Source organism: Streptomyces sp. NPDC007929, assembly GCF_042959065.1.
Classification (GTDB): Bacteria; Actinomycetota; Actinomycetes; order Streptomycetales; family Streptomycetaceae; genus Streptomyces.
Genome location: NZ_JBIBKD010000003.1, coordinates 836,806 through 859,553, shown reverse-complemented (window position 1 = coordinate 859,553; position 22,748 = coordinate 836,806). Strand labels below are relative to the sequence as shown.

At 71.1% G+C, this 22,748-nt stretch carries 22 protein-coding genes and 1 riboswitch; of the genes, 9 read left to right on the top strand and 13 right to left on the bottom strand.

Annotated elements, in window-relative coordinates:
- The first annotated feature begins 141 nt into the window (after positions 1–141).
- Positions 142–298: riboswitch (cobalamin riboswitch) on the top strand.
- Positions 299–577: 279 nt separating this feature from the next.
- The gene (locus tag ACFZDE_RS13555) at positions 578–2,869 is read left to right on the top strand and encodes a ribonucleoside-diphosphate reductase subunit alpha (protein ID WP_391199930.1); all 2,292 of its coding nucleotides are present in this window, start codon (positions 578–580) and stop codon (positions 2,867–2,869) included.
- A complete protein-coding gene (locus ACFZDE_RS13550; protein ID WP_391199882.1) occupies positions 2,869–3,873 on the top strand; it encodes a ribonucleotide-diphosphate reductase subunit beta in 1,005 nt (334 codons plus the stop codon). Before ACFZDE_RS13555 ends, ACFZDE_RS13550 begins: the two co-directional genes overlap by 1 nt.
- Here ACFZDE_RS13550 and ACFZDE_RS13545 read toward each other — a convergent pair.
- Positions 3,786–4,028, bottom strand: coding sequence for a hypothetical protein (locus ACFZDE_RS13545; RefSeq protein WP_390993802.1), 243 nt, complete (start codon positions 4,026–4,028; stop codon positions 3,786–3,788). The genes ACFZDE_RS13550 and ACFZDE_RS13545 overlap by 88 nt on opposite strands.
- Positions 4,029–4,121: 93 nt before the next feature.
- Between ACFZDE_RS13545 and ACFZDE_RS13540 the strand changes: the two genes are divergently transcribed.
- Positions 4,122–5,084, top strand: coding sequence for a helix-turn-helix domain-containing protein (locus tag ACFZDE_RS13540; protein WP_391199880.1), 963 nt, complete (start codon positions 4,122–4,124; stop codon positions 5,082–5,084).
- Between the two features lie 12 nt (positions 5,085–5,096).
- Here the strand turns inward: ACFZDE_RS13540 and ACFZDE_RS13535 are convergent, their stop codons facing one another.
- From ACFZDE_RS13535 to ACFZDE_RS13490, 10 genes are all read right to left on the bottom strand, one after another.
- Positions 5,097–6,467: a cytochrome P450 gene (locus ACFZDE_RS13535; RefSeq protein WP_391199878.1), complete on the bottom strand. Its 1,371-nt coding sequence runs from the start codon at positions 6,465–6,467 to the stop codon at positions 5,097–5,099.
- Entirely contained in the window at positions 6,464–7,549 is a 1,086-nt protein-coding gene (gene cyc1, locus ACFZDE_RS13530; protein WP_390993799.1) for an epi-isozizaene synthase, read from the bottom strand. The genes ACFZDE_RS13535 and cyc1 overlap by 4 nt, the downstream gene beginning before the upstream one ends.
- 295 nt (positions 7,550–7,844) lie before the next feature.
- Entirely contained in the window at positions 7,845–8,495 is a 651-nt protein-coding gene (gene def / locus ACFZDE_RS13525; protein ID WP_390993798.1) for a peptide deformylase, read from the bottom strand.
- Between the two features lie 126 nt (positions 8,496–8,621).
- The gene (locus ACFZDE_RS13520) at positions 8,622–9,602 is read right to left on the bottom strand and encodes a tetratricopeptide repeat protein (protein ID WP_391199876.1); all 981 of its coding nucleotides are present in this window, start codon (positions 9,600–9,602) and stop codon (positions 8,622–8,624) included.
- 117 nt (positions 9,603–9,719) lie between these two features.
- Positions 9,720–10,967: an HD domain-containing protein gene (locus ACFZDE_RS13515; RefSeq protein ID WP_391199874.1), complete on the bottom strand. Its 1,248-nt coding sequence runs from the start codon at positions 10,965–10,967 to the stop codon at positions 9,720–9,722.
- Between the two features lie 340 nt (positions 10,968–11,307).
- The gene (locus ACFZDE_RS13510) at positions 11,308–12,639 is read right to left on the bottom strand and encodes an HD domain-containing phosphohydrolase (protein WP_391199872.1); all 1,332 of its coding nucleotides are present in this window, start codon (positions 12,637–12,639) and stop codon (positions 11,308–11,310) included.
- Between the two features lie 177 nt (positions 12,640–12,816).
- Positions 12,817–13,128 carry a mycothiol system anti-sigma-R factor gene (gene rsrA / locus ACFZDE_RS13505; protein WP_031108065.1) on the bottom strand — a complete coding sequence of 104 codons (312 nt, stop codon included), beginning with the start codon at positions 13,126–13,128 and terminating at the stop codon, positions 12,817–12,819.
- A complete protein-coding gene (gene sigR, locus ACFZDE_RS13500; RefSeq protein ID WP_390993957.1) occupies positions 13,125–13,811 on the bottom strand; it encodes an RNA polymerase sigma factor SigR in 687 nt (228 codons plus the stop codon). The genes rsrA and sigR overlap by 4 nt, the downstream gene beginning before the upstream one ends.
- A 256-nt stretch (positions 13,812–14,067) precedes the next feature.
- On the bottom strand, positions 14,068–14,724 hold the full coding sequence (locus tag ACFZDE_RS13495) for an alpha/beta family hydrolase (protein WP_391199870.1): 657 nt from the start codon (positions 14,722–14,724) through the stop codon (positions 14,068–14,070).
- Position 14,725: 1 nt separating this feature from the next.
- Positions 14,726–15,541, bottom strand: coding sequence for an SOS response-associated peptidase family protein (locus ACFZDE_RS13490; RefSeq protein WP_390993794.1), 816 nt, complete (start codon positions 15,539–15,541; stop codon positions 14,726–14,728).
- Positions 15,542–15,644: 103 nt separating this feature from the next.
- Between ACFZDE_RS13490 and ACFZDE_RS13485 the strand changes: the two genes are divergently transcribed.
- The 4 genes from ACFZDE_RS13485 to ACFZDE_RS13470 all read left to right on the top strand — a co-directional run bounded on the left by ACFZDE_RS13485 (position 15,645) and on the right by ACFZDE_RS13470 (position 19,285).
- The gene (locus tag ACFZDE_RS13485; RefSeq protein WP_391199868.1) at positions 15,645–16,367 is read left to right on the top strand and encodes a M50 family metallopeptidase; all 723 of its coding nucleotides are present in this window, start codon (positions 15,645–15,647) and stop codon (positions 16,365–16,367) included.
- Positions 16,368–16,478: 111 nt separating this feature from the next.
- On the top strand, positions 16,479–17,795 hold the full coding sequence (aroA, locus tag ACFZDE_RS13480) for a 3-phosphoshikimate 1-carboxyvinyltransferase (RefSeq protein WP_390993792.1): 1,317 nt from the start codon (positions 16,479–16,481) through the stop codon (positions 17,793–17,795).
- Positions 17,796–17,812: 17 nt separating this feature from the next.
- A complete protein-coding gene (gene rsgA, locus ACFZDE_RS13475) occupies positions 17,813–18,823 on the top strand; it encodes a ribosome small subunit-dependent GTPase A (protein ID WP_390993791.1) in 1,011 nt (336 codons plus the stop codon).
- A gap of 138 nt (positions 18,824–18,961) precedes the next feature.
- Positions 18,962–19,285 carry an SMR family transporter gene (locus tag ACFZDE_RS13470; protein WP_390993790.1) on the top strand — a complete coding sequence of 108 codons (324 nt, stop codon included), beginning with the start codon at positions 18,962–18,964 and terminating at the stop codon, positions 19,283–19,285.
- A gap of 7 nt (positions 19,286–19,292) precedes the next feature.
- Here the strand turns inward: ACFZDE_RS13470 and ACFZDE_RS13465 are convergent, their stop codons facing one another.
- A complete protein-coding gene (locus ACFZDE_RS13465) occupies positions 19,293–19,898 on the bottom strand; it encodes a TetR family transcriptional regulator (protein ID WP_391199866.1) in 606 nt (201 codons plus the stop codon).
- 261 nt (positions 19,899–20,159) lie between these two features.
- Complete coding sequence (locus ACFZDE_RS13460; protein ID WP_391199864.1) at positions 20,160–20,828, bottom strand: DUF4097 family beta strand repeat-containing protein; 669 nt, start codon at positions 20,826–20,828, stop codon at positions 20,160–20,162.
- A 233-nt stretch (positions 20,829–21,061) separates the two neighbouring features.
- On the opposite strand from ACFZDE_RS13460, the gene ACFZDE_RS13455 reads away from it, so the two are divergent.
- Positions 21,062–21,799 carry a helix-turn-helix domain-containing protein gene (locus tag ACFZDE_RS13455; protein WP_391199862.1) on the top strand — a complete coding sequence of 246 codons (738 nt, stop codon included), beginning with the start codon at positions 21,062–21,064 and terminating at the stop codon, positions 21,797–21,799.
- A 91-nt stretch (positions 21,800–21,890) separates the two neighbouring features.
- Entirely contained in the window at positions 21,891–22,691 is an 801-nt protein-coding gene (gene hisN, locus ACFZDE_RS13450; RefSeq protein ID WP_391199861.1) for a histidinol-phosphatase, read from the top strand.
- Positions 22,692–22,748 lie beyond the last annotated feature (57 nt).

Below are 22,748 nucleotides of genomic sequence, written 5' to 3'. Positions count from 1 at the left end.
CCGGCGCGGCTGCTACCCGCTTTCCGCGCCGGTCCCCCCCCCCCCCCCCCCCCCCCCCCCCCGGCGCCCCCCCCCCCCCCCCCCCCCCCCCCCGCTGTCACGTAGAGCTGACGCTCCGACACCACCGCGACACAACATCTGGGGGTGCCAACCGAACCCGGCACAAGATGTATGCTCATGCTCGCTGTCGCCGCAGGGGAATCCGGTGTGAATCCGGAACTGTCCCGCAACGGTGTACCCATGCCCTTGAGGCGCGTGGGAGTCAGTCCGAGGACCTGCCGACAGCGCACCCGGCCACCCGGCCGGTGTGCCCTGACGTCCGGGCCTCGTGGAATGGGCCGGTGGACGCGACGCCGCGTGCGCTCGTGTGCTGCCCCCTGCCCTCGACGAGGCCCCCGTGCCGAGCGAGGGAGAGCCCCACGTGACCATCGCGCCAGCCGAACCGGTCCCAGCCGAATCGGTCCCAGCCGAATCGGTCTCAGCCGAACAGGTCTCAGCCGAGCAGGTCCCAGCCGAACAGGTCTCAGCCGAACAGGTTTCGGCCGCCGAGGAGCAGCAGGACGCTCCCGGTACCGCGCTGCTGCGGACCCTGACCGAGCTGACCGCCGACCTCCCCGACGCCGACCCCGGACGGGTCGCCGCCGCGGCGCTGCGCGGCCGGTCCGCCGCCGCGGACGAGGCGGAGTTGCGGGAGCTGGCGACGGAGGCCGCGGCCGGTCTGATCTCCGAGGACCCCGCCTACTCCCGGCTGGCCGCCCGGCTGCTGACCATCGGCATCCGCGAGGAGGCCGCCTCGCAGGGCGTCACGTCCTTCACCGAGTCCGTCGCCGTCGGCCACCGCGAGGGTCTCATCGCCGACCGCACCGCCGAGTTCGTCCGGCTGCACGCGGCCCGGCTCGACGCCCTGATCGACACCGGCGCCGACGACCGCTTCGGCTACTTCGGCCTGCGCACGCTGCACAGTCGCTATCTGCTCCGGCACCCGATCACCCGCAAGGTCGTCGAGACGCCGCAGCACTTCATGCTGCGGGTGGCGAGCGGTCTCGCCGAGGACGACACCACCCGCGCGCTGGAGGAGGTCGCGGCCCTCTACGGGCTCATGAGCCGCCTCGACTACCTCCCCTCCTCCCCCACCCTCTTCAACTCCGGCACCCGGCACCCCCAGATGTCGTCCTGCTACCTCCTCGACTCCCCCAAGGACGAGCTGGACTCCATCTACGACCGGTACCACCAGGTGGCCCGGCTGTCGAAGCACGCCGGGGGCATCGGCGTCGCCTACTCCCGCATCCGCGCCCGCGGTTCGCTGATCCGCGGCACCAACGGGCACTCCAACGGCATCGTGCCGTTCCTGAAGACCCTCGACGCCTCGGTCGCCGCGGTGAACCAGGGCGGCCGGCGCAAGGGCGCGGCCGCGGTCTACCTGGAGACCTGGCACGCCGACATCGAGGAGTTCCTGGAGCTGCGCGACAACACCGGCGAGGACGCCCGCCGCACGCACAACCTGAACCTGGCGCACTGGGTGCCGGACGAGTTCATGCGGCGCGTGAACGCCGACGCGCGGTGGTCGCTGTTCTCCCCCTCGGACGTGCCCGAGCTGGTCGACCTGTGGGGCGAGGAGTTCGACGCCGCGTACCGGGCGGCCGAGGCGAAGGGCCTGGCGAGGAAGACCCTGCCCGCCCGTGAGCTGTACGGCCGGATGATGCGCACCCTCGCGCAGACCGGCAACGGCTGGATGACCTTCAAGGACGCCGCCAACCGCACCGCCAACCAGACGGCCGAGCCGGGCCACGTCGTCCACTCCTCCAACCTCTGCACGGAGATCCTGGAGGTCACCAGCGACGGGGAGACGGCGGTCTGCAACCTGGGCTCGGTCAATCTGGGTTCCTTTGTCGACACATCGACCGCAGACCTGGACTGGGAGCGGCTGGACGAGACCGTCCGCACGGCCGTCACGTTCCTCGACCGGGTCGTCGACATCAACTTCTATCCGACCGAGCAGGCGGGCCGCTCCAACGCCCGCTGGCGTCCGGTCGGCCTCGGTGCGATGGGCCTCCAGGACGTCTTCTTCAAGCTGCGCCTGCCCTTCGACTCTCCCGAGGCCAAGGCCCTCTCCACCCGGATCGCCGAGCGCATCATGCTCGCCGCGTACGAGGCCTCCGCCGACCTGGCCGAGCGCAACGGCCCGCTGCCCGCCTGGGAGAAGACCCGTACGGCCCGGGGTGTGCTGCACCCCGACCACTACGACGTGGAACCGGCCTGGCCGGAGCGCTGGGCGGCGCTGCGCGAGCGCATCGCCACGACCGGCATGCGCAACTCGCTGCTCCTCGCGATCGCCCCCACGGCCACCATCGCCTCGATCGCGGGCGTGTACGAGTGCATCGAGCCGCAGGTGTCCAACCTGTTCAAGCGCGAGACGCTGTCGGGCGAGTTCCTCCAGGTCAACTCCTACCTGGTGGACGAGCTGAAGCGGCTCGGGGTGTGGGACGCCCGCAGCCGGGAGGCCCTGCGCGAGGCCAGCGGCTCGGTGCAGGACTTCGCCTGGATCCCCGAGGACGTGCGCGCCCTGTACCGCACGGCGTGGGAGATCCCGCAGCGCGGCCTGATCGACATGGCGGCGGCCAGGACCCCGTTCCTGGACCAGTCCCAGTCCCTGAACCTGTTCCTGGAGACGCCGACCATCGGCAAGCTCTCCTCGATGTACGCCTACGCCTGGAAGTCCGGGCTGAAGACCACGTACTACCTGCGCTCGCGTCCGGCGACCCGTATCGCCCGCGCCGCCCAGGCCACCGTCCCCGCGCAGGCCACCCCGGACCCCGAAGCGGTCGCCTGCTCCCTGGAGAACCCCGAGTCCTGCGAGGCGTGCCAGTAATGACCCAGAACCTTCTCGACCCCGGCTTCGAGCTCACCCTGCGCCCCATGCGCTACCCGGACTTCTACGAGCGCTACCGGGACGCCATCAAGAACACCTGGACCGTGGAGGAGGTCGACCTCCACTCGGACGTCGCCGACCTCGCCAAGCTGTCACCGGCGGAGCAGCACCTGATCGGCCGGCTGGTCGCCTTCTTCGCCACGGGTGACTCGATCGTCGCGAACAACCTGGTGCTGACGCTGTACAAGCACATCAACTCCCCCGAGGCGCGGCTGTATCTGAGCCGTCAGCTCTTCGAGGAGGCCGTGCACGTCCAGTTCTATCTGACGCTGCTCGACACCTATCTGCCCGACCCGGAGGACCGCGCGGCGGCCTTCGCGGCGGTGGAGAACATCCCGTCCATCCGCGAGAAGGCCGGGTTCTGCTTCAAGTGGATCGACTCGGTCGACAAGCTAGACCGCCTGGAGTCCAAGGCGGACCGCCGCAAGTTCCTGCTCAACCTGATCTGCTTCGCCGCGTGCATCGAGGGCCTGTTCTTCTACGGCGCCTTCGCGTACGTCTACTGGTTCCGCAGCCGGGGCCTGCTGCACGGTCTGGCCACCGGCACCAACTGGGTGTTCCGCGACGAGACGATGCACATGTCCTTCGCCTTCGACGTGGTCGACACCGTCCGCAAGGAGGAGCCCGAGCTGTTCGACGATCGGCTCCAGCAGGAGGTGACGGACATGCTCCGGGAGGCCGTCGAAGCCGAGCTGCAGTTCGCGCGCGACCTGTGCGGGGAGGGCCTCCCGGGCATGAACACCGAGTCGATGCGGCAGTACCTGGAGTGCGTCGCCGACCAGCGGCTCACCCGCCTGGGCTTCGCTCCGGTCTACGGCTCGGAGAACCCCTTCTCCTTCATGGAGCTCCAGGGGGTTCAGGAGTTGACCAACTTCTTCGAGCGGCGGCCCTCCGCGTACCAGGTGGCGGTGGAGGGCACCGTCGACCTGGACGAGGACTTCTGAGCCGGACGCTCTTCGTGGGCCTCCTGGGCCTCCCGGATCTGCCGGTCGATGCGCCGCTCGCGCACCAGGCCGAGCACGGACGGGAGGATCAGGAGGACCAGGATCCCGAGAGTGGCGGACAGTCCGATGAGTGCTTCGATCTGGTTCGTGTTCATGGACACCACTGTCGCGCCGATTGCTCCTTACCGTCAGTGGCAGTACTGCCGTAGACCCTCGAATTTCTGCCAACGGCGAGGCACACTGGATCCATGCTGCAGAACGTGGCCGTCGCCCTCCTCGACGGCGTGAACCCCTTCGAGCTCGGTGTGGTGTGCGAGGTCTTCGGCACCGACCGCAGCGACGAGGGCCTGCCGGTCTACGATTTCGCCGTCGCCTCCGCCGAGGGCCCGGTGCTGCGGATGAACTCGGGCTTCTCGCTCCAGGTGGACCACGGTCTGGAGCGGCTGGAGACGGCCGATCTGATCGCCGTGCCCGCCGGGTACAGCTACGCGGCCCGGGACTTCCCGCCGGAGCTGCTGGACGCGCTGCGCCGCGCGGTCGACCGCGGGGCGCGCGTGCTGAGCGTCTGTTCCGGTGTCTTCGTGCTGGCCGCCGCCGGGCTGCTGGACGGCCGCCGGTGCGCCACGCACTGGAAGCACGCCAAGGACCTCGCCCGGCAGTACCCGCGCGTGGTCGTCGAGCCGGACGTGCTCTACGTCGACGAGGACCCGGTGATCACCTCCGCCGGCACGGCCGCCGGCATCGACGCCTGTCTGCACCTGGTGCGCAAGGAGCAGGGCTCCGAGGTCGCCAACAAGATCGCCCGGCGGATGGTGGTGCCCCCGCACCGCGACGGCGGCCAGGCCCAGTACATCGAGCGCCCGCTCCCCCAGCCCGAGGGCGACACGATCGGCGAGGTACTGGCGTGGATGGAGCGCCATCTCGACGAGGAGGTCACCGTCGAGCAGCTCGCCGTCCACGCCCACATGTCCCCGCGCACCTTCGCCCGCCGCTTCCAGCAGGAGACCGGGACCACTCCGTACCGCTGGATCCTCCGCCAGCGCGTGCTGCTGGCCCAGCGGCTGCTGGAGGCGACGGACGAGACCATGGACGCGATCGCCGGCCGAACGGGGTTCGGCAACGCGGCCACGCTGCGCCACCACTTCGTGCGCACGGTGGGGACGACCCCGAACGCCTACCGGCGGACGTTCAGGGGTCCCGAGGCGGCCTGAGCCCGGCGGCCCTCACCTCGCCACCGGCCGCACCCGCAGGTCGTGCGGCCGCAGCGTGATCCCGACGCGGGTGGCGTCCTTCGACCCCGCCACCTGCTCGAAGCGGTACTTCGTCGCCAGCGCCGCCGTGACCAGCGTCAGCTGGGCCATCGAGAAGTGGTCGCTCGGGCACTTGCGATTGCCCACGCTGAAGGGGCTCATGGCGTGCTTCGGGATGTCCTTGACCCGGTCCGGAAGCCAGCGGTCGGGGTCGAACTCCAGGTGCCGCTCGTACGACTTCGCATCGCGCTGGATCGCGTACGGGCTGTAGATGATGTCCGCACCGGACGGAATACTGTATCCACCGAGTTCCGTGTCCCGGACGGCCCTGCGGGTCAGAATCCAGACGGCCGGGCTCAAACGCATGGACTCGATGACGACATTGTTGGTGTGCCTGAGTCCTCGGACGTCTGCGAATGCCACCGGCCTCCCGCCGGTGACGGCTTGCACTTCGTCATGCACCCGGTCCGCGTGTTCGGGGTGCTCCGCGAGCATATGCAACAGCCACATGATCGTGGAGGCGATGGTTTCGCTGCCGGGAGTGAGGATCGCGACGACCTGATCGTGGATCTCCTGTTCCCCGATCGGGTCGCCATTCTCGTCCGTGGCCTCCAGCAATGCCGTCAGCAAATCGTCCGGCTTTTGACCGGATGCCCTGCGCTCGGCGACGATCTCGTCGACGAGGAGATGCAAATCGGCCAAGGCCCGGTTGAATTCGCGATTGGCCGGGAGGGGCAGTTTGTAGAGCGGTCCGAGCGGGACCACCATCCGCCGGTACATCCCGCGGAAGACGGTGGCGAGGGCGACGCACAGCCGCTCCGCCCGCTCGTCCATGTACTGGCCGCGCAGCAGACAGCGGGCCGCGATGCGCACGGCCACCCGGAAGGACTCCGAGGTGCAGTCGATGGTCTGGCCGGGCTTCCAGCGCTCGGTGAGCGCGTGTGCCTCCTCCTCCATGATCGGGCCGTAGCCGGGGATCGCGTCGAGCCGGAAGGCGGGCTGGATGGTGCGCCGCTGGCGCCGGTGGCGCGGGCCGTTCGCCGTGGCCACGCCCTCCTTGCCGAGCAGGCCCTCCAGGGACTCCCACAGCGGTCCGGCGATGATGAAGTCGTTGCTCAGCGCCAGGGCGCCGGTCAGGTCCGGGGTGGTCACCGCGAACACCGTCTTCGGACCGAGCTTCAGCCGCACGACGTCGCCGTGCTCGCGCAGCCGGGACATGAAGGCCAGCGGATCGCGGGCCAGCTTCCAGCCGTGCCCGAGCACCGGGACACCGCCGCCCGCCCGGGGCGGCTCGCGCAGCTCCACGGCCGCCGGGGTTTCGGGCCGTACGGACTCGACGGTCATTTCTCACCTGCCGCTTCGTTGTTGACGTACGGGGGCGTGGACCGGTCGTCCCAGCTGTCGACCATGTACCGGCCGGACTCGTGGTGGAACCAGTAGACGGAACTGAACCAGTTCCGCATATTGCTCAGGCAGACCCGCACGGCGGTGCTCAATTCCTTTCCCCGCACAGATCCGTCGGCGAGATCGTCGGCGAACCGCAACGCTTCCCGCTCGACGTCGAGGAAATCGGTGATGGTTTTCTCGACCCGTCGCCTGACGTCCACGACGGCCTGTTCCAGAGTCAGCCCCTCATGGGTGATGAGACTGATTCCGAGATTGTGCACCTCGTCGCCCGCGATTTCCTTCGGAAGCGAGCACAGATCGTTGTACCAGGCGGCGAATTCCTGACTGAGCAGCGCCGCCCGCCGATACGCCGGTTGTTTTCTCACGGCATCGGGAAGTTCACAGCCGGCGACCGGCTCCAACAGGTCCGTCCATATCCAGTGCGCGAAGGTGAGCCGGCGCAGTTGGAGGTACTCCTCGACCGTCGGGACGACGCCCCGGGTGCGGTTGTGGAACTCCCGGTCGTAGGCGTCGATCACCGCGTGGAAGTGCCGGGCGAACCGGAGGTTCCACGTCTGGCCCAGGAAGGCGTACAGCCGCAGCACGCTGTCCGCGAACCCGGCGACCAGTGGGTCCTCGTGGTGCAGGTGCTCCCCGGGGGAGTCGAGAGCCGCGTGCAGCCGGTCCTTCAGCAGCCGCCAGGCGACCGGACGGTCGTGCACGATGTCGCGGTCGTGACGGTCGTCCCAGACGAAGAACCACGCGCTGTAGTCGGCGATCGCCTGCATGACCTCGTCGGAGGCGCCGATGTAGTACCCGGCCATGAGGTCGGTGTAGCAAAGGCCGTCGGCATATTCCTCCACCTTGTCGGCCGGCATGAGCCGCTTTTCGAGCAGCCAGGCCCGGGTCTTCTCCTGGCACTTCGGCCAATACGGGTGGAGTTGCCGGGGAAACTCCTCCTCGATCACCGGGAGAGAGAGCGACGGTGGAACTGCGATCGTGACCGGTGTCGATGTGGTGCCGCGTGACAATGCATGCACGAACTAACCCCTCTCAGCCGCCAGTTGGCGCGGGCGCCCCTCCCTTCGTGCCGGGCGTGCGCCGTTGCATACCCCGCTCATCCCATTCAGCACTACAACTGACCGTTCTGGGAACGCATTTGCTTCATTCACTACCCCACAGTGCCGGGAACCTCCCGTTGTGTGACTACCGGCAGACCACCTGGAGAGCGGAAGCGATCGAACGTACGACGGACAGACGAACGGCACAGACGAACGGCGTCTGTTCAGGGTGGGGAACCCGAACAGACGCCGTGCGCCTGGTGAAGCTGAGCTCTCAGTCGTTGGCCACGACCGGGTAGCGGGGCTCGTTCTCGGCCATCTGCCGCAGGGCGTCCTTGCGTTCACGCTTGGAGAGCCGGTCGATGTAGAGGTAGCCGTACAGATGGTCCGTCTCGTGCTGCAAACACCGCGCGAAGTACCCGGTGCCGCGCACCTTGACCGGGTTGCCCTTTTCGTCCTGGCCGGTCACCTCGGCGTAGTCGGGCCGGGCAAGCGGGGCATACGCCGTGGGCACCGACAGACAGCCCTCGTTGCTGTCGTCGAGACGGCGCTTGTCGGCGGGCAGCTCGACGAGCTTGGGGTTGCAGACGACGCCGGTGTGCCGGACGCCCTCGTCGTCGGGGCAGTCGTAGACGAAGACCTTCGCGTCGACGCCGATCTGGTTGGCGGCCAGGCCCACGCCCTCGGCGGTGCGCTGGCTGGCGAACATGTCCGCGACGAGCTGCTGGAACTCCTCGCCGAAGTCGGTGACGTCCTTGCACTCCTTGTGCAGCACCGGGTTCCCGACGACCGTGATCGGCCGCGAGGTCCCCCGCTCCCGCCAGGCGGCTTCACGCTCCTCGCAGTCCTGCGTGTCGATCACATACCCCTCGTCATCGACGGGGAGCACGCCCGCGCGCTGCTGATCGGTGTCCTGCTGAGCCATGACGTCCGTACGCCTTCCTGAACAAATCCAACCCGGGATGCTGATACAGGGTACGGGGAAGGCGCCCCGTCAGGGGCGCGGGGAACTGCGCGGACAACCACAACGGCGCTGCACCCGGCAACGGCGTCAACAGACCTCTTCGAGATCCCGCCAGTCCCGGGAATCAGGGCTGTCGGCCACCCACCCGTCCAGCAACCCCCTCACCAGCGCAGCCGGCGCAGCCAGCCCGCACTCCCGCTCCGGAACCCACAGCTGCCCGTCCGTCCGGTGCCCCAGCGGCCCCGGATGCCCCGGCTCACTGTGATCGTGCGGGTCGAGATGCTCCCCGTCGCCCTCGTCCGACGGCATCCGGGACTCCGAGCACATCCGGCACAGCAACCGCACCGATGACGACCAGTCCTCCGCGGCGAAACCGGCGTCCGAGGCCAGCTGCTCCAGCGCGTCCCGGTCCGCCTCCGTCGCCGCCTCCAGCAGCACCACCCACGTCGGCACCGGCGACGGCGCCCACAGCTCGATCTCGTCGAACACCGGGTAGGTGTGCCCGGCGGCGGTCGTCCGCTCCCCGTGCGGCACCCCGTCGTGCAGGACGACCTCTCCCCAGCGCCGTCCGGACGACGGCAGCGGGATGGACAGCACCTCGATCCGCGCGGGATCCAGCCGCCGCCCCCACACCACCTCGGCCTCCCCCTCCGGGGACAGCCGTACGGCCGCGCTGCCGAGGTCCATGCCGAGGGGTTCGCCGGAGTCGTTGGCCGCCCCCGGCACCCGCAGCCCGTAGGCCTGCCAGGCGCGCCGGGCCAGCGGCCAGTCCTGGAGCGCGGTCGCGGCGATGCCGACGTTCCACCAGTCGGGGGCGCCGGTGTCCCGGTCGAGCAGCGCCACGGCCCGCAGTCCGGCCGCCCGCGCCTGCTCCCAGTCGTGCCGGAACTTGTGCAGCAGGGCGAGGTTGAACCAGGACTCGGAAAGCCAGGGCTCCAGATCGGCGGCACGTGTCAGCAGTGCCCCCGCGTCCTCGTAACGGCCGTCGCCGATGAGGGTGAACGCCCGGTCCGTGGCCTGCCGCCAGGAGGCGGAGGGCCGGTGCCGTCCCTTGCCGAAGATCCTCACGATTCCCGCCTGCCAGTTCCGTGCGGTGGGCTGGCCGTAGCTGTGTTTCGAGCCCCCGGACACCTTCTTCTTCGCATCCAACCACGTACGGCCTCGAGGGCGCTCATTACCCATGGGTTACCCAGCCACGGGCAGGGTCAGACTGCTCCTTGCCAGTACCCGGGCCAGTGATTCCACCACCTCCGGGGCGTATGTCCCGGCGGTGGCGAGCCGGAGTTCCTCCAGCGCCGTCAGCGGCCCGCCGGGCCCTCCTTCCCTGGACTTCTCCTCGTACGCGTTCACGGCCCGGACGATTCGCGCGGCCAGCGGCTGCTCGGGGTAGTCGTCGGCCTGCCGCTCGACGACCACGGCCACGGCCTCGTCGACGCCCGTCTGCCGTACGACGGCGCCGCCGAGCAGGGCGATCCGCCGCTGCTCGGCGACGGGCAGCGCGGCGGTGGCGCCCGCCGGGACGGGGTCGACGAGGCTCAGCTGGCCGATGTCGTGCATGAGCGCGGCGTACTCCAGGACGGCGAGCTCGGGCTCGGTCAGCCCCAGGTCGCGCCCCACCGCCTTGCTGACCACGGCGACGCGCCGCGCGTGCCCGGCCGGGGTGTATCCGGCGACCTCGGTGGCCCGGGCGAGGGAGGCGATGGTCTGCCGGTAGGTCGCCCGGACGGCGGCGTACCGGCGGAACGCCATCTGGGCGAGCAGCAGCGGCACGGAGAAGACGGGCAGTGCCCACAGGCCCACCACGGCGACGGCCAGTGCCATCACCGCCCCGGTGGCGATGACGGCGGACCCGATGCCGTACACCGCCCGCATCTCGTCGCGCAGCACCGGCCCGAAGGGCCAGCCGGTGCGGGTGTGGGCCAGGGCGGCGGCGAACACCGCGTCGCACAGCGCGGTCAGGGACAGCAGCGCGAGGAGCAGCAGGGCGTAGGCGGGACCGCCCAGGTCGTCGAACATGCCCCGGTTGTAGGGGGGCTGGAAGCACACGGCGACGAATCCGACGGTGAGCACGCGCCGTGCGAGGTGGTCGAGGGTGGGTCCCTGCCCGCGCGCGATGTGCGGGACGCTGCCGAGCAGGGAGGCGGCCAGTACGACGGCGACGACCTGGGCGGGGCCGTGGTGGGTGGCCCGCCCGCCGGCCTCGCCGAGCAGGGCGTAGGAGAGCGCCGCGGCGGCTCCCAGCGGCGCCGGTTCCCGAACCCGGGCGCCACTGCGCCGGGTGAGCTCACCGACGGTGACAAGAACCCCGAAGGCGAGCGCGACCCGGCGTTCCTCCAGACCGTGGTGAACCGTGACCACCAGCGAGCCGACCGCGAGCAGGCCGGCACAGACGTGCACGAGGGTGAGCAGCGGTGCCGGCCGACCAACACTCACCGGCGCGCCCCCGTGCGGGGCCGGGCTGCACCCGGGCGGGGTCGGGCTGACCCCGGGCGGGGTCGGGCTGACCCCGGGCGGGACCGAAGTGCTCCCGATCGGGTCCGACACGCCGCCGGGCGAGACCAGAGCGCCCCTGGGCAAGACCCACGCGCCCCCGCGCGAGGCCGGGCTACTCCCGGACGACAACGGCCTGTTCCCGGAAGGCAACGGCAGATGTCCCGGCGGTGCCCGGTACCCGGGGGGCGACGGCGCGTCGCCCGGCACGCCTCTGGACAACAACCGCGCGCTCCCGGCCGGCAGCGGCCTGATTCCGGGCGGCTCATGTAGCGACGCGCGGTCATCGATGCGCTCCGGGGCGGCTGGAGAGGGGCGTGCCGGGCCGGGGCACGCGGGAGGGGAGGGGTTCGTCGGCGGTCACGGTGGGGTGCCAGCCCGTGCGGCCGATGGCCTCGACGAGCGCCGCGACCATCACCGGGTCGAACTGGCTGCCCGCGCACCGCTCCAGCTCCGCCAGGGCCACCGGAACGGGCCGGGCCCTGCTGTAGCTGCGGGTGGAGGTCATGGCGTCGAAGGCGTCCGCGACGGCCACCACCCGCGCGGACTCGGGGATCTGACGGCCCACCAGGCCGTAGGGGTAGCCGCTGCCGTCGAGCCGCTCGTGGTGGTGCAGCACGGCGGCTCGGGCCTCGCCGAGGAAGCCGATGCCGCGCACCATCTCGTGCCCGTACTCGGGGTGCAGCTCGATCACCCGCCGCTCCTCGGGTGTCAGCGGCCCGTCCTTGCGGAGCAGCCGCGTGGGCACGCCGAGCTTGCCCACGTCGTGCAGGATCCCGGCGAAGCGGAGCACCTCCACGCGCTCGTCGGCCATGCCCAGCTCGCGCGCGATCATCATGGAGGCCTGCCCGACACGCTCGCTGTGCCCGCGGGTGTACCCGTCCTTGATGTCGACCGCCTGCACCAGCGCCCGGATGGTCGCCTGATGCGCGGCGCGTTCCCGGTGGTACTGCGCGAACGCCCACCACGAGACGCACATGGGCAGCAGGACGAGCAGCGCGGAGACGGGCCCGTAGGGGCTGCGCCACAGCACGGCCATCATCAGCCCGGCGAGGCCGTGCACGGCGATCGGGGCGAGCGAACGGGCCACCAGGCCGCGCCAGGCCCGCCGTACCGGCACGCGTTCCGCCACGGCCAGGATGCCGCCGTCGAGCAGCGCGAGGACCATGCAGAACGCCAGGACGGCCGCCCCACCGGGACCGAGGGCGTACGGGACGTCGCCCGCCGCGACCGCGTCCCGGCCGCCGAGCAGCCGGTGCACCTCGGCGGCGGTCCACACCCCGAGGACGAGCTGTGCGGCCCGCCACACGCGCCGCAGCGCCACGGGCCGCTGCGCCACGGGGGAGAGCAGCGCGCCGGGCACGGCCACCAGCGCCGCGACCGGCGCGGGCAGCAGGAAGGCACCGGCGAGCAGGACGGGGTAGAAGGTCCCGGCCGGGTGGGAGATCCCCACGAACCGGGAGCGGGCCACGCGCTCGCAGCCCGCGTACAGCGCCGCGAGCAGCGCGGCCGCCCACCAGGGCGTACCGGCGCCCGGCGGCGGCAGCAGGCAGAGCAGCGCGGCCGTGGCGACACAGGCGATGTAGACACGTGCCCGTGCCGGTACCGCTTCCATGAGCCCCTCCCCCGGCCATGACCGTCAGGCCCGGAGCCTAGGGCGGCGGCAGGGGGGTCCGCGGGTCGATGACCCACGGATTAGCACGTTCGAGTGACGTGTTCGAGGGTGTCCCCGCGGGTGACCACCCCATGACTACCCCTCTCGCAGGTGGGGTAGTTGAAAAGCGCAGGAGTGTCAGGACTCCTGGGGCGTGGCGGGCGAGGCCGTGACGTCCTGCTCGGGGACGGCCTGGCCGGAGCGGATCAGGTCGATCCGCCCCATGACCTTGTCCCGCAGGTCGCCCGGCACGTCGTCGTGCCCGCAGCAGCGCTTGACGAGCTTCTTCACGGCCTGCTCGAGCCCGTACTTCTCGAGGCAGGGCGAGCACTCCTCGAAGTGGTGCTCGAACTTCACGCAGTCCGAGTCCGGCATCTCCCGGTCGAGGAACTCGTAGAGATGATCGAGGATTTCGCTGCAATCCGTCTCGTGCGGCTCTCCGCAGCTCATGACCCCGAGCCTTTCGCTTCGTTCGACTCTCCGGCACCGGCCGGCACCATCCCGCGGTCACGGGCGTAGTCCTCCAGCATGCCGCGCAGCTGACGGCGGCCCCGGTGCAGCCGGGACATCACCGTACCGATGGGTGTCCCCATGATGTCGGCGATCTCCTTGTAGGCAAAGCCCTCGACGTCCGCCAGGTAGACCGCGATGCGGAACTCCTCGGGGATCGCCTGGAGCGCCGCCTTCACGTCCGAGTCGGGCAGGTGGTCGAGCGCCTGCGACTCCGCGGAGCGCAGACCCGTCGACATGTGCGACTCGGCGCGGGCGAGCTGCCAGTCCTCGATCTCCTCGGCCGCGGAGCGCTGAGGTTCGCGCTGCTTCTTGCGGTACGAGTTGATGAAGGTGTTGGTGAGGATCCGGTACAGCCACGCCTTGAGGTTGGTCCCCTCGCGGAACTGGTGGAAGGACGCGTACGCCTTGGCGTACGTCTCCTGCACCAGGTCCTCGGCGTCGGCCGGATTGCGCGTCATGCGCAGCGCGGCCGAATACATCTGGTCGAGGAACTCGAGCGCGTCCCGCTCGAAGCGCGCGTTGCGCTCCGCGGCCGTCTCCGCGCCCGCGCCGCCCTGGCTCTCGGGCTGCTCCGACCGGCCGTTTTCGGTCCCTGCGTCGGTCCCAGTGACCGGACCCACCTCCTCGAGTGTTCTCGTGAGACCGAGACCGGTCTCACCCGAATCGGAGGATAGACGACGATCCGGTCCGCCCGCCGCCCGAATAGAGGCGGTCTTCGCCGCGTGCAGCACCGTCCAGTCCAGGTCGGCGCGGCTGCTGCGGGTCGGGCAGATGGTCGAACCCATGCGGCGGACTCCCTCTCCTATGACGTCGGCGCTGGTCTCCAGCACGTACGTCCCGCACAACAGTGACCGCCGCCCCGGCATTCCCGAAGCTTTACCCGAGTGACGTGGTCCACCGCACGACCGCGTCCGTGATGACCGCCACTGCCTCGTCCTGCGAGAGGTCCGCACGTTTCGGCACGGCGAAGCCGTGATCCCCGTACGGAATCTCCACGAGCGCGTACGTCCCCTCGGGGAACTCCGCCGGCTTCCCGAACGGGTCGTTGCCGCCCTGCACGACCAGGGTGGGTACCCCGGAGCCCAGCAGCTCCTCGGCGCGGGACTTCTCCGGCTTGCCCGGCGGGTGGAGAGGGAAGCTCAGCGCGAGCACGGCGTGGGCGCCCAGCTCGGTCGCGGTGCGGCAGGCCACCCGGGCCCCGGCGCTGCGCCCGCCGGAGATCACCGGCAGCCCGGGCTTCGCCAGTGCGGGCCAGATGCCGCGCCAGCCGGTGTCCAGGGTCTTCGGCGCGGGCGCCAGCTTCTTCCCGGCCACCCGCCAGGGCTGCTCCACCCGGGCGACGGTCACGCCGTGGCCGGGCAGGACCTCGGCCAGGGCCACCAGGTCACGGGCCTCGATGCCGCCGCCCGCGCCGTGGCTGACGGCGAGGACCAGCCGGGCCTTCTTCGCCTCGTGCCAGGTGATCCGGGCGGTTCCGGCGTCGGTCTCGACGGTCTCGATGGTCGTGCGGGCCGTCTTCGTCACATGCGTCACGTCAGAAGAGTGTGCCCTCTTCGGGCCCCTCCAGCTCCTTCAGCAGCTCCGGCCCGTTGTTGCGGACGTTGCTGACGGCGGTGGCGACGGGGTAGGCCCGCATCAGCCCCTCGGGCGGCGGGGCGAGCAGTTCGCGCAGCTCGTCGGCGTCCGTGCGGGACGGGTCCAGCCAGGCGTCCCAGCGGTCGGGCGTCAGCATCAGCGGCATCCGGGGGTGGATCTCGGCGAGCGCCCGCGGTCCGTCGGCCGGGGAGACCGCGAGCGGGCCCTTCTCGGCCTCCGTGGTGATGACCGAGCACGTCACCCACCAGGCCTGCGGGTGGTCGTCCGGCAGGGTCCTGTCACGCCAGAACTCGTACAGACCGGCCATCGCGAACACCGACCCGTCGGCCGGGGTCACGAAGTAGGGCTGCTTGCGGGGCCGCTTCTTCTTGCCCTCGACCTCCAGCTCGCGCTCCTGGGTGCCGGTGACCCACTCGTAGTAGCCGTCGGCGGGCAGGATGCAGCGCCGGGAGGTGAAGGCGCGGCGGTAGGACGGCTTCTCGTGGACGGTCTCCGCGCGGGCGTTGATCATCCGGGCGCCGCCCTCGGGGGTCTTCGACCAGGACGGGACCAGTCCCCACTTCAGCGTGCGCAGCTGCCGAACCGGTCGCGGGTCGTCCGCGTCTTTCAGGGGACGGTCCAGGACGGCGTAGACCTCTTTGGTGGGTGCCACGTTGTAGTCCGGCGCGAGGGTCTCCTCGGGCTCCCACTTCTCGATCTCAAAGATTCCTGCGAGATCCTCTGGCCTACGACTTGCTGAATACCGTCCGCACATACGTGCCACACTGCCAGGCCCACCCGTCGCCCGACCACCATCTCTCAACGACGGCGCTGCGCGCCGCACCCATTGGATCGCCCACAGGGAGCCAACGCCTTACATGGACAGCACCGCAACCGCCTCGCTCGCCTCCCTCTGGGACGAGGTGTCCGGCACGCAGCCCGACCCCGACCTGTGGGTGGTGATCGCGACGCTGGGCACCGCGCTCGCCGTCGTGATCCCGCACGGCCTGTGGCGGGTGTCCCGCAACGCCATCACCATCGCCCACGAGGGCGGCCACGGGCTCGTGGCCCTGCTCACCGGCCGCACCCTCACCGGCATACGCCTGCACTCGGACACCAGCGGCCTGACCGTCAGCCGCGGCAAGCCGCACGGCATCGGCATGATCCTCACGGCGGCCGCGGGCTACACGGCCCCGCCCCTGCTGGGTCTGGGCGGGGCGGCCCTGCTGGGCGGCGGTCGCATCACGCTCCTGCTGTGGCTGGCCACCGCCCTGCTGCTGGCCATGCTGGTGATGATCCGCAACGCCTACGGCGCCCTGACCATGCTGGTCACCGGCGGGCTGTTCGTGCTGGTGTCGTGGCTCGCCGGGCCCCAGGTCCAGGCGGCGTTCGCGTACGCGGTGGTGTGGTTCCTGCTGATCGGCGGGGTCCGGCCGGCCTTCGAGCTCCAGGCCAAGCGGGCGCGGGGCGGGGCGGGCGACTCGGACGCGGACCAGCTGTCGCGGCTGACGCACGTACCGGCGGGGCTGTGGTTCTTCCTCTTCCACGCGGTGTCACTGTGCTCGCTGATCGGCGGCGGACGCTGGCTGCTGGGCTTGTGACCGGCCGGATTCGGGGGGCGGTTGCCCGAGCCGATCCGCGGCTCCGCCGCGGGGCGCGACCAGCCACGACGCAGCCGCACTCGAACCATCGCCTGCTTATAAAGTGGGGCCATGGCCCCGAACACCGCAGACACCGCCCTCTGGCCCGCCCCGCACGCGAGCGGAGCCGTCGACGCGACGGTCCACGTGCCCGGGTCCAAGTCGGTCACCAACCGTGCCCTGGTCCTCGCCGCCCTCGCCTCCGAGCCCGGCTGGCTGCGCCGCCCCCTGCGCTCCCGGGACACCCTGCTGATGGCCGGGGCACTGCGCGCGATGGGCATCGAGATCGAAGAAGGCGTGGGCCCGGACGGCACCGGTGAGGCCTGGCGGGTGATCCCCACGGGCCTGCGCGGCCCGGCCACGGTCGACGTCGGCAACGCCGGCACGGTGATGCGGTTCCTGCCGCCGGTCTCCGCGCTCGCCGACGGCCCCGTCCGGTTCGACGGCGACCCCCGCTCCTACGAACGCCCGCTGAACGGCGTCATCGACGCGCTGCGACAGCTCGGCGCCCGGATCGACGACGACGGCCGCGGCGCCCTGCCGATGACCGTGCACGGCAACGGCGCCCTGGAGGGCGGCACGGTCGCCATCGACGCCTCCTCCTCGTCCCAGTTCGTGAGCGCCCTGCTGCTGTCCGGGCCGCGCTTCAACCAGGGCGTCGAGGTCCGCCACACCGGCGCCACGCTGCCCTCCATGCCGCACATCCGCATGACCGTCGACATGCTGCGCGCGGTCGGCGCCCAGGTGGACACGCCCGAGTCGGGCGGCGAGCCGAACGTCTGGCGGGTCTCGCCGGGCGCCCTGCTCGGCCGGGACCTGGTCGTCGAGCCGGACCTGTCCAACGCCCAGCCGTTCCTCGCGGCGGCCCTGGTGACCGGCGGCAAGGTCGTCGTCCCGGACTGGCCCGCCCGCACCACGCAGCCCGGTGACCGGCTGCGCGAGATCTTCACCGAGATGGGCGGGTCCTGCGAACTGACCGAGTACGGGCTGGTGTTCACCGGATCCGGCTCGATCCACGGCATCGACGTCGACCTCGGCGAGGTCGGCGAGCTGACGCCGGGCATCGCGGCGGTCGCGGCCCTCGCGGACTCCCCGTCGACCCTGCGCGGCGTGGCCCATCTGCGGCTGCACGAGACGGACCGGCTGGCGGCGCTGACCAAGGAGATCAACGAACTCGGCGGCGACGTCACCGAGACCGCCGACGGTCTGCACATCCGCCCGCGCCGGCTGCACGGCGGGATCTTCCACACCTACGACGACCACCGCATGGCCACGGCCGGCGCGATCATCGGCCTGGCGGTGGAGGGCGTGCAGATCGAGAACGTGGCGACGACGGCCAAGACCCTGCCCGACTTCCCCGATCTGTGGACCGGGATGCTCGGGGCGTAGGACGCGGGGATCTGGTCATGCGCCGCTACGGCAAGCACACCGACGAGGACGACATCCGCACCCGTCCGGGCCGCCGCAACACCCGGCCCCGGACGAACATCCGCCCCAAGCACGAGGACGCCGCCGAGGGCCTGGTGCTCACCGTCGACCGGGGCCGACTGACCTGCCTCGTCGAGGACCGTATGGTCCTGGCGATGAAGGCCCGCGAGCTGGGCCGCAAGGCGGCGGTGGTCGGCGACCGGGTGGCCCTGGTGGGCGACCTGACGGGCAAGAAGGACACTCTCGCGCGGATCGTGCGCATCGAGGAACGCACCTCGGTGCTGCGGCGCACCGCGGACGACGACGATCCGTTCGAGCGGGTGGTCGTCGCCAACGCCGACCAACTGGCCGTCGTCACCGCCCTCGCCGACCCGGAGCCCCGCCCCCGCCTGATCGACCGCTGTCTGGTCGCGGCCTACGACGGCGGCCTGGATCCGCTGCTGGTGCTGACCAAGTCGGACCTCGCCCCGCCCGAGAAGCTGCTGGAGCTGTACGGCGACCTCGACATCCCCTACGTCGTCACCAGCCGCGCGGAGCTGGAGAGCGGGGTCGCCCTCGCCCGGGTGCGGGAGCAGCTCGACGGCAAGATCACCGCGTTCGTCGGTCACTCCGGGGTCGGCAAGACGACCCTGGTGAACTCGCTGGTGCCACAGGAGCGGCGGCGTACGACGGGTCATGTGAACGCGGTGACCGGCCGCGGCCGGCACACCACGACCTCGGCGCTGGCGCTGCCGCTGTCGGGCGGCGACGGCTGGGTGATCGACACCCCGGGCCTGCGGTCCTTCGGGCTCAACCACGTGGACCCGTCCCGGGTCATCCACGCCTTCCCCGACCTGGAGCCGGGCACCGAGGGCTGCCCGCGCGCGTGCAGCCACGACGAACCGGACTGCGCGCTGGACGCGTGGGTGGCCGAGGGGCACGCGGACCCTGCGCGGCTGTACTCGCTGCGCCGGCTGCTGGCCACGCGGGAGCGCAAGGAAGGCGACTGACCTCCGCGTTGTTTGTCCTGGCGTGTGAACGGTAAGTGCATAATCGCACCCAAGCCGGACGCGAGCCGGGCCAAGGCCCGGCAAGCGCGACGGAACTGACGAAGCGGTCACTGAACGTGGGATACGGGAGGACGACTCATGGCGTGGCTGCTGGTCATCGTGGCCGGATTGCTCGAGACCGGCTTCGCGGTGTGTCTGAAGCTGTCGCACGGCTTCACCCGGCTGTGGCCGACGGTCGCGTTCTGCGTCTTCGCCCTCGGTAGCTTCGGACTGCTGACCCTGGCGCTCAGACGGCTCGACGTGGGTCCCGCGTACGCGGTGTGGACCGGCATCGGCGCGGCCGGGACGGCCATCTACGGCATGATCTTCCTCGGTGACCTGGTGTCCACCCTGAAGATCGTGTCGATCAGCCTCGTCATCATCGGCGTGGTCGGGCTGCAGTTGTCGGGGTCGGCACACTGACGCGCCGTCACCCCGTCCGCCGGTGAAGGGCGCTGCGGACCAGGTCGGCGACGCCGCCCTCGGCGGGTGGCGCGGCCACGCACGACAGCGCCAAGCGGACGGCGAGTTCGCAGGAGCGGGCCAGGTCGGCCGAGTCGGAGGTGGCTATGCCGGGGCCGGCCAGGAGACCGACGGCCCGGTCCCGGACGAGGGCGACGAAGTCGCCGGGTGAGGGCAGCGGCCCGTCGGCGCGGCGCTGGGCCGGTACGGCGGAGGTGGACGGCACCGCCGTCAGGGCCGGGGCGGGCAGCCGCTCGCTCCAGCAGCCGGTGAGCATGGCGCGCACCAGGAGGTTCTCCCGGGCCGCCGACGCGGTCCACTCGGCGGTGGCGGTGAGCCGGTCGCGGGGGTCGCTGGGCCCGGTGAGCGCGCGGTCCACCCCGGCGAGGAATCCGTCGGCCTCTCTCCTGACCAGGGCCCTCGCGAGGCCGTCCTTGCTGCCGAACTCGTTGTACAGCGTCTGCCGGGACACTCCGGCCGCCGCGGCCACGTCCACCATCCGCACGGCGGACCACGGCCGGCGCGCCAGCGCCGTGTACGCGGCGTCCAGTAACGCTTCCCGCGCTGCAGGCATCTTCGCCTCCCCTTGGGGCGAGCGGTCTGCGCCCAGATTTGACGCGCACAGAACGACTGTCAAGGGTTCGAGAGCGCGCACGGGGGCGCGTTTCGGCCTTGTCGCGCGGGGTGTTGGCCGCAGGGCTCTGGCTGTGGCGGCCCGCGGTGTCGGCCCGGGGCTACCTCGGGTCGGCCCTGTCGCCGTAGGACTTCCGCGGCCCGTGCGCCGCGATGGCCAGATCGGTCATGAGAGGTGCTCCTTCGGACAGGCGGCGGGCTTCTAGAGGCTGCGGGCGGTGATGTCGCCCTGGCCGGTGGTCGCGTGGATGGTCAGGCCGGCGACACCGTCGGCGTTCTTGAGGGCGTTGTGGACCCGGCCGTGGCCGGTGCCGGCGTCGAGAGAGGCGGAGACGCCGTGGGCGGCGGCGACGGTGATGTCGCCCTGCTCGGTGCGCAGTGCGACGGCGCCGGACACGGCCTCGGCGACACGGAGGTCACCCTTCTGGGTGCTGATCTCGGCCGCACCGCCCAGCCGGCCGACGGAGATGTCCCCGGCGAGCAGGGCGAGGCGGGCGCTGCCGGTCTCGTCGAGCTTGACCGTGCCCTGGGCTCCCTCGAAGGCGACGTCGCCGAGCCGTCCGACGCCGCGCAGGTCGGCTGCGGCCGCCTTCGCCTGGACGCGGGATCCGGCGGGCAACTGGACGGTGACCTCGACGGATCCGGAGTGGCCGAGGAGGCGGTTCTTCGCCGCGGGGGCCTCGATCCGCAGGACACCGTCGTCGAAGGCGACCTCGATCTGCTCGGCCGCCTTGACGTCGCGGCCCTTGCCGGGGTCCGCGGGCAGGATCTCGACGGTGGTGTCGGTCCGGTCGGCGGCGATGAGGTTGATGCGCCCGGCGGGGATGTCCAGGACGGCCGAGACGAGGGCGGGGCTGTCGAACTTCTGCATCGTTGCTCTCCTTGACCTGAGGTCGTTCGTCGTTTCCAACGATGGAAAAGCTACGTTGCGTTCACGCGATAGGCAACTACTGCGTTGCATGCACGACAAGTAATCACAGCTCAAAGCCACAATTTCATTGCAACGACCTTGCCGACAAACGCAACACCCCTACGCCCATTCGTTGCAATGACATGGAGACGAACGCTATGGTGCGGACATCACACACCACGAAGGAGGCCGCGATGCCGGGAGGCAGACTCACGCAGCAGGAGCGCCAGCAGATCGCGCTGGGGCTGGCCGACGGCCTCGCCTACGCGGAGATCGCCCGGCGCCTGGACCGCCCGACCTCGACGATCACCCGAGAGGTCATGCGCAACGGCGGCCCCACGGCCTACCGCGCCGACCTGGCCCACCGCGCCTCGGAACGCCGCACCCGCCGCAAGCGGACCGCGCCACGCGACCCGGAGGCGCTCCCGCGAGCGGACGGCCGGGACGCCGAGGCCGTACGCGACTTCGAGGAGACGTTCACCACCGTCATGATGGGGTCGGGCATGCCCAAGATGATGTCCCGGGTGCTGGCAGGCCTCTGCATGACCGACTCCGGCAGCCTCACCGCCGCCGAACTGGCCCAGCGCCTCCAGGTCAGCCCGGCGTCGGTGTCCAAGGCGGTGGCGTTCCTCGACAGCCAGGGCTTCGTCCGCAGGGAGCCCGACCAGGGCCGCCGCGAGCGCTACATCGTCGACGACGACATCTGGTACCGGTCGATGCTGGCCAGCACACAGGCCCTCGCCAAGATCGTCGAAACCGCGCGGCAGGGCGTCGGCATCCTCGGCCCCGGCACCCCGGCCGCCGCCCGCCTGGAGAACATCGCCCGATTCCTCGACTTCGTCGCCGAGAGCTCCGCCCGCGCCGCCGAGCAGGCACGCGACATCCTCCACACCAAGCCCGAGCTCCACACCAAGCCCGAGCTCCACACCTGAGCCCGAACGCGACGCCCATCCCGAGACCGCTTCCGAATCCCCCACAAACCCCCGGTAGCCCCACCACCACCTCGGCAGATAGGTTCGTTGCATGCCCGACTACCTCGACGACCTGCGTCTCGCCCACGTCCTCGCCGACGCCGCCGACGCCGCGACGATGGACCGGTTCAAGGCCCTCGACCTCAAGGTCGAGACCAAACCGGACATGACCCCGGTGAGCGAGGCGGACAAGGCCGCGGAGGAACTCATCCGCGGCCACCTCGGGCGCGCCCGCCCCAGGGACGCGATCCTCGGCGAGGAGTACGGCGTCGAGGGCACCGGCCCCCGCCGCTGGGTGATCGACCCGATCGACGGCACCAAGAACTACGTGCGCGGCGTTCCCGTCTGGGCCACGCTCATCTCGCTGATGGAGGCCGGCGAGGGCGGCTTCCAGCCCGTCGTCGGCGTCGTCTCCGCCCCCGCGCTCGGCCGCCGCTGGTGGGCCGCGAAGGGGCACGGCGCGTTCTCCGGCCGCAGCCTCACCAAGGCCTCCCGGCTGCAGGTCTCCCGCGTCTCCAAGCTCTCCGACGCCTCCCTCGCCTACTCCTCACTGAGCGGCTGGGAGGAGCAGGGCCGCCTGGACGGCTTCCTGGACCTGACCCGCGAGGTGTGGCGCACCCGCGCGTACGGCGACTTCTGGCCGTACATGATGGTCGCGGAGGGCTCCGTCGACATGTGCGCCGAGCCGGAGCTGTCCCTGTGGGACATGGCCGCCACCGCCATCGTCGTCACCGAGGCGGGCGGATCCTTCACCGGCCTCGACGCCCGCCCGGGCCCGCACAGCGGCAACGCGGCCGCGTCGAACGGCCTGCTCCACGACGAACTACTCGGGTACCTCAACCAGCGCTACTGACGTAGACGGCCGGCGATCTTTTCCGGTCCGGGAGCGGATACGCGCGTTCGAGCCCCC

Coding starts and splice junctions, on each gene's coding strand:
- ACFZDE_RS13550 (WP_391199882.1), top strand. CDS start 2,869: ATGACCCAGAACCTTCTCGACCCCGGCTTCGAGCTCACCCTGCGCCCC.
- ACFZDE_RS13545 (WP_390993802.1), bottom strand. CDS start 4,028: ATGAACACGAACCAGATCGAAGCACTCATCGGACTGTCCGCCACTCTC.
- ACFZDE_RS13540 (WP_391199880.1), top strand. CDS start 4,122: ATGCTGCAGAACGTGGCCGTCGCCCTCCTCGACGGCGTGAACCCCTTC.
- ACFZDE_RS13535 (WP_391199878.1), bottom strand. CDS start 6,467: ATGACCGTCGAGTCCGTACGGCCCGAAACCCCGGCGGCCGTGGAGCTG.
- def (WP_390993798.1), bottom strand. CDS start 8,495: ATGGCTCAGCAGGACACCGATCAGCAGCGCGCGGGCGTGCTCCCCGTC.
- ACFZDE_RS13510 (WP_391199872.1), bottom strand. CDS start 12,639: ATGGAAGCGGTACCGGCACGGGCACGTGTCTACATCGCCTGTGTCGCC.
- rsrA (WP_031108065.1), bottom strand. CDS start 13,128: ATGAGCTGCGGAGAGCCGCACGAGACGGATTGCAGCGAAATCCTCGAT.
- ACFZDE_RS13490 (WP_390993794.1), bottom strand. CDS start 15,541: ATGTGCGGACGGTATTCAGCAAGTCGTAGGCCAGAGGATCTCGCAGGA.
- ACFZDE_RS13485 (WP_391199868.1), top strand. CDS start 15,645: ATGGACAGCACCGCAACCGCCTCGCTCGCCTCCCTCTGGGACGAGGTG.
- aroA (WP_390993792.1), top strand. CDS start 16,479: ATGGCCCCGAACACCGCAGACACCGCCCTCTGGCCCGCCCCGCACGCG.
- rsgA (WP_390993791.1), top strand. CDS start 17,813: ATGCGCCGCTACGGCAAGCACACCGACGAGGACGACATCCGCACCCGT.
- ACFZDE_RS13470 (WP_390993790.1), top strand. CDS start 18,962: ATGGCGTGGCTGCTGGTCATCGTGGCCGGATTGCTCGAGACCGGCTTC.
- ACFZDE_RS13465 (WP_391199866.1), bottom strand. CDS start 19,898: ATGCCTGCAGCGCGGGAAGCGTTACTGGACGCCGCGTACACGGCGCTG.
- ACFZDE_RS13460 (WP_391199864.1), bottom strand. CDS start 20,828: ATGCAGAAGTTCGACAGCCCCGCCCTCGTCTCGGCCGTCCTGGACATC.
- ACFZDE_RS13455 (WP_391199862.1), top strand. CDS start 21,062: ATGCCGGGAGGCAGACTCACGCAGCAGGAGCGCCAGCAGATCGCGCTG.
- hisN (WP_391199861.1), top strand. CDS start 21,891: ATGCCCGACTACCTCGACGACCTGCGTCTCGCCCACGTCCTCGCCGAC.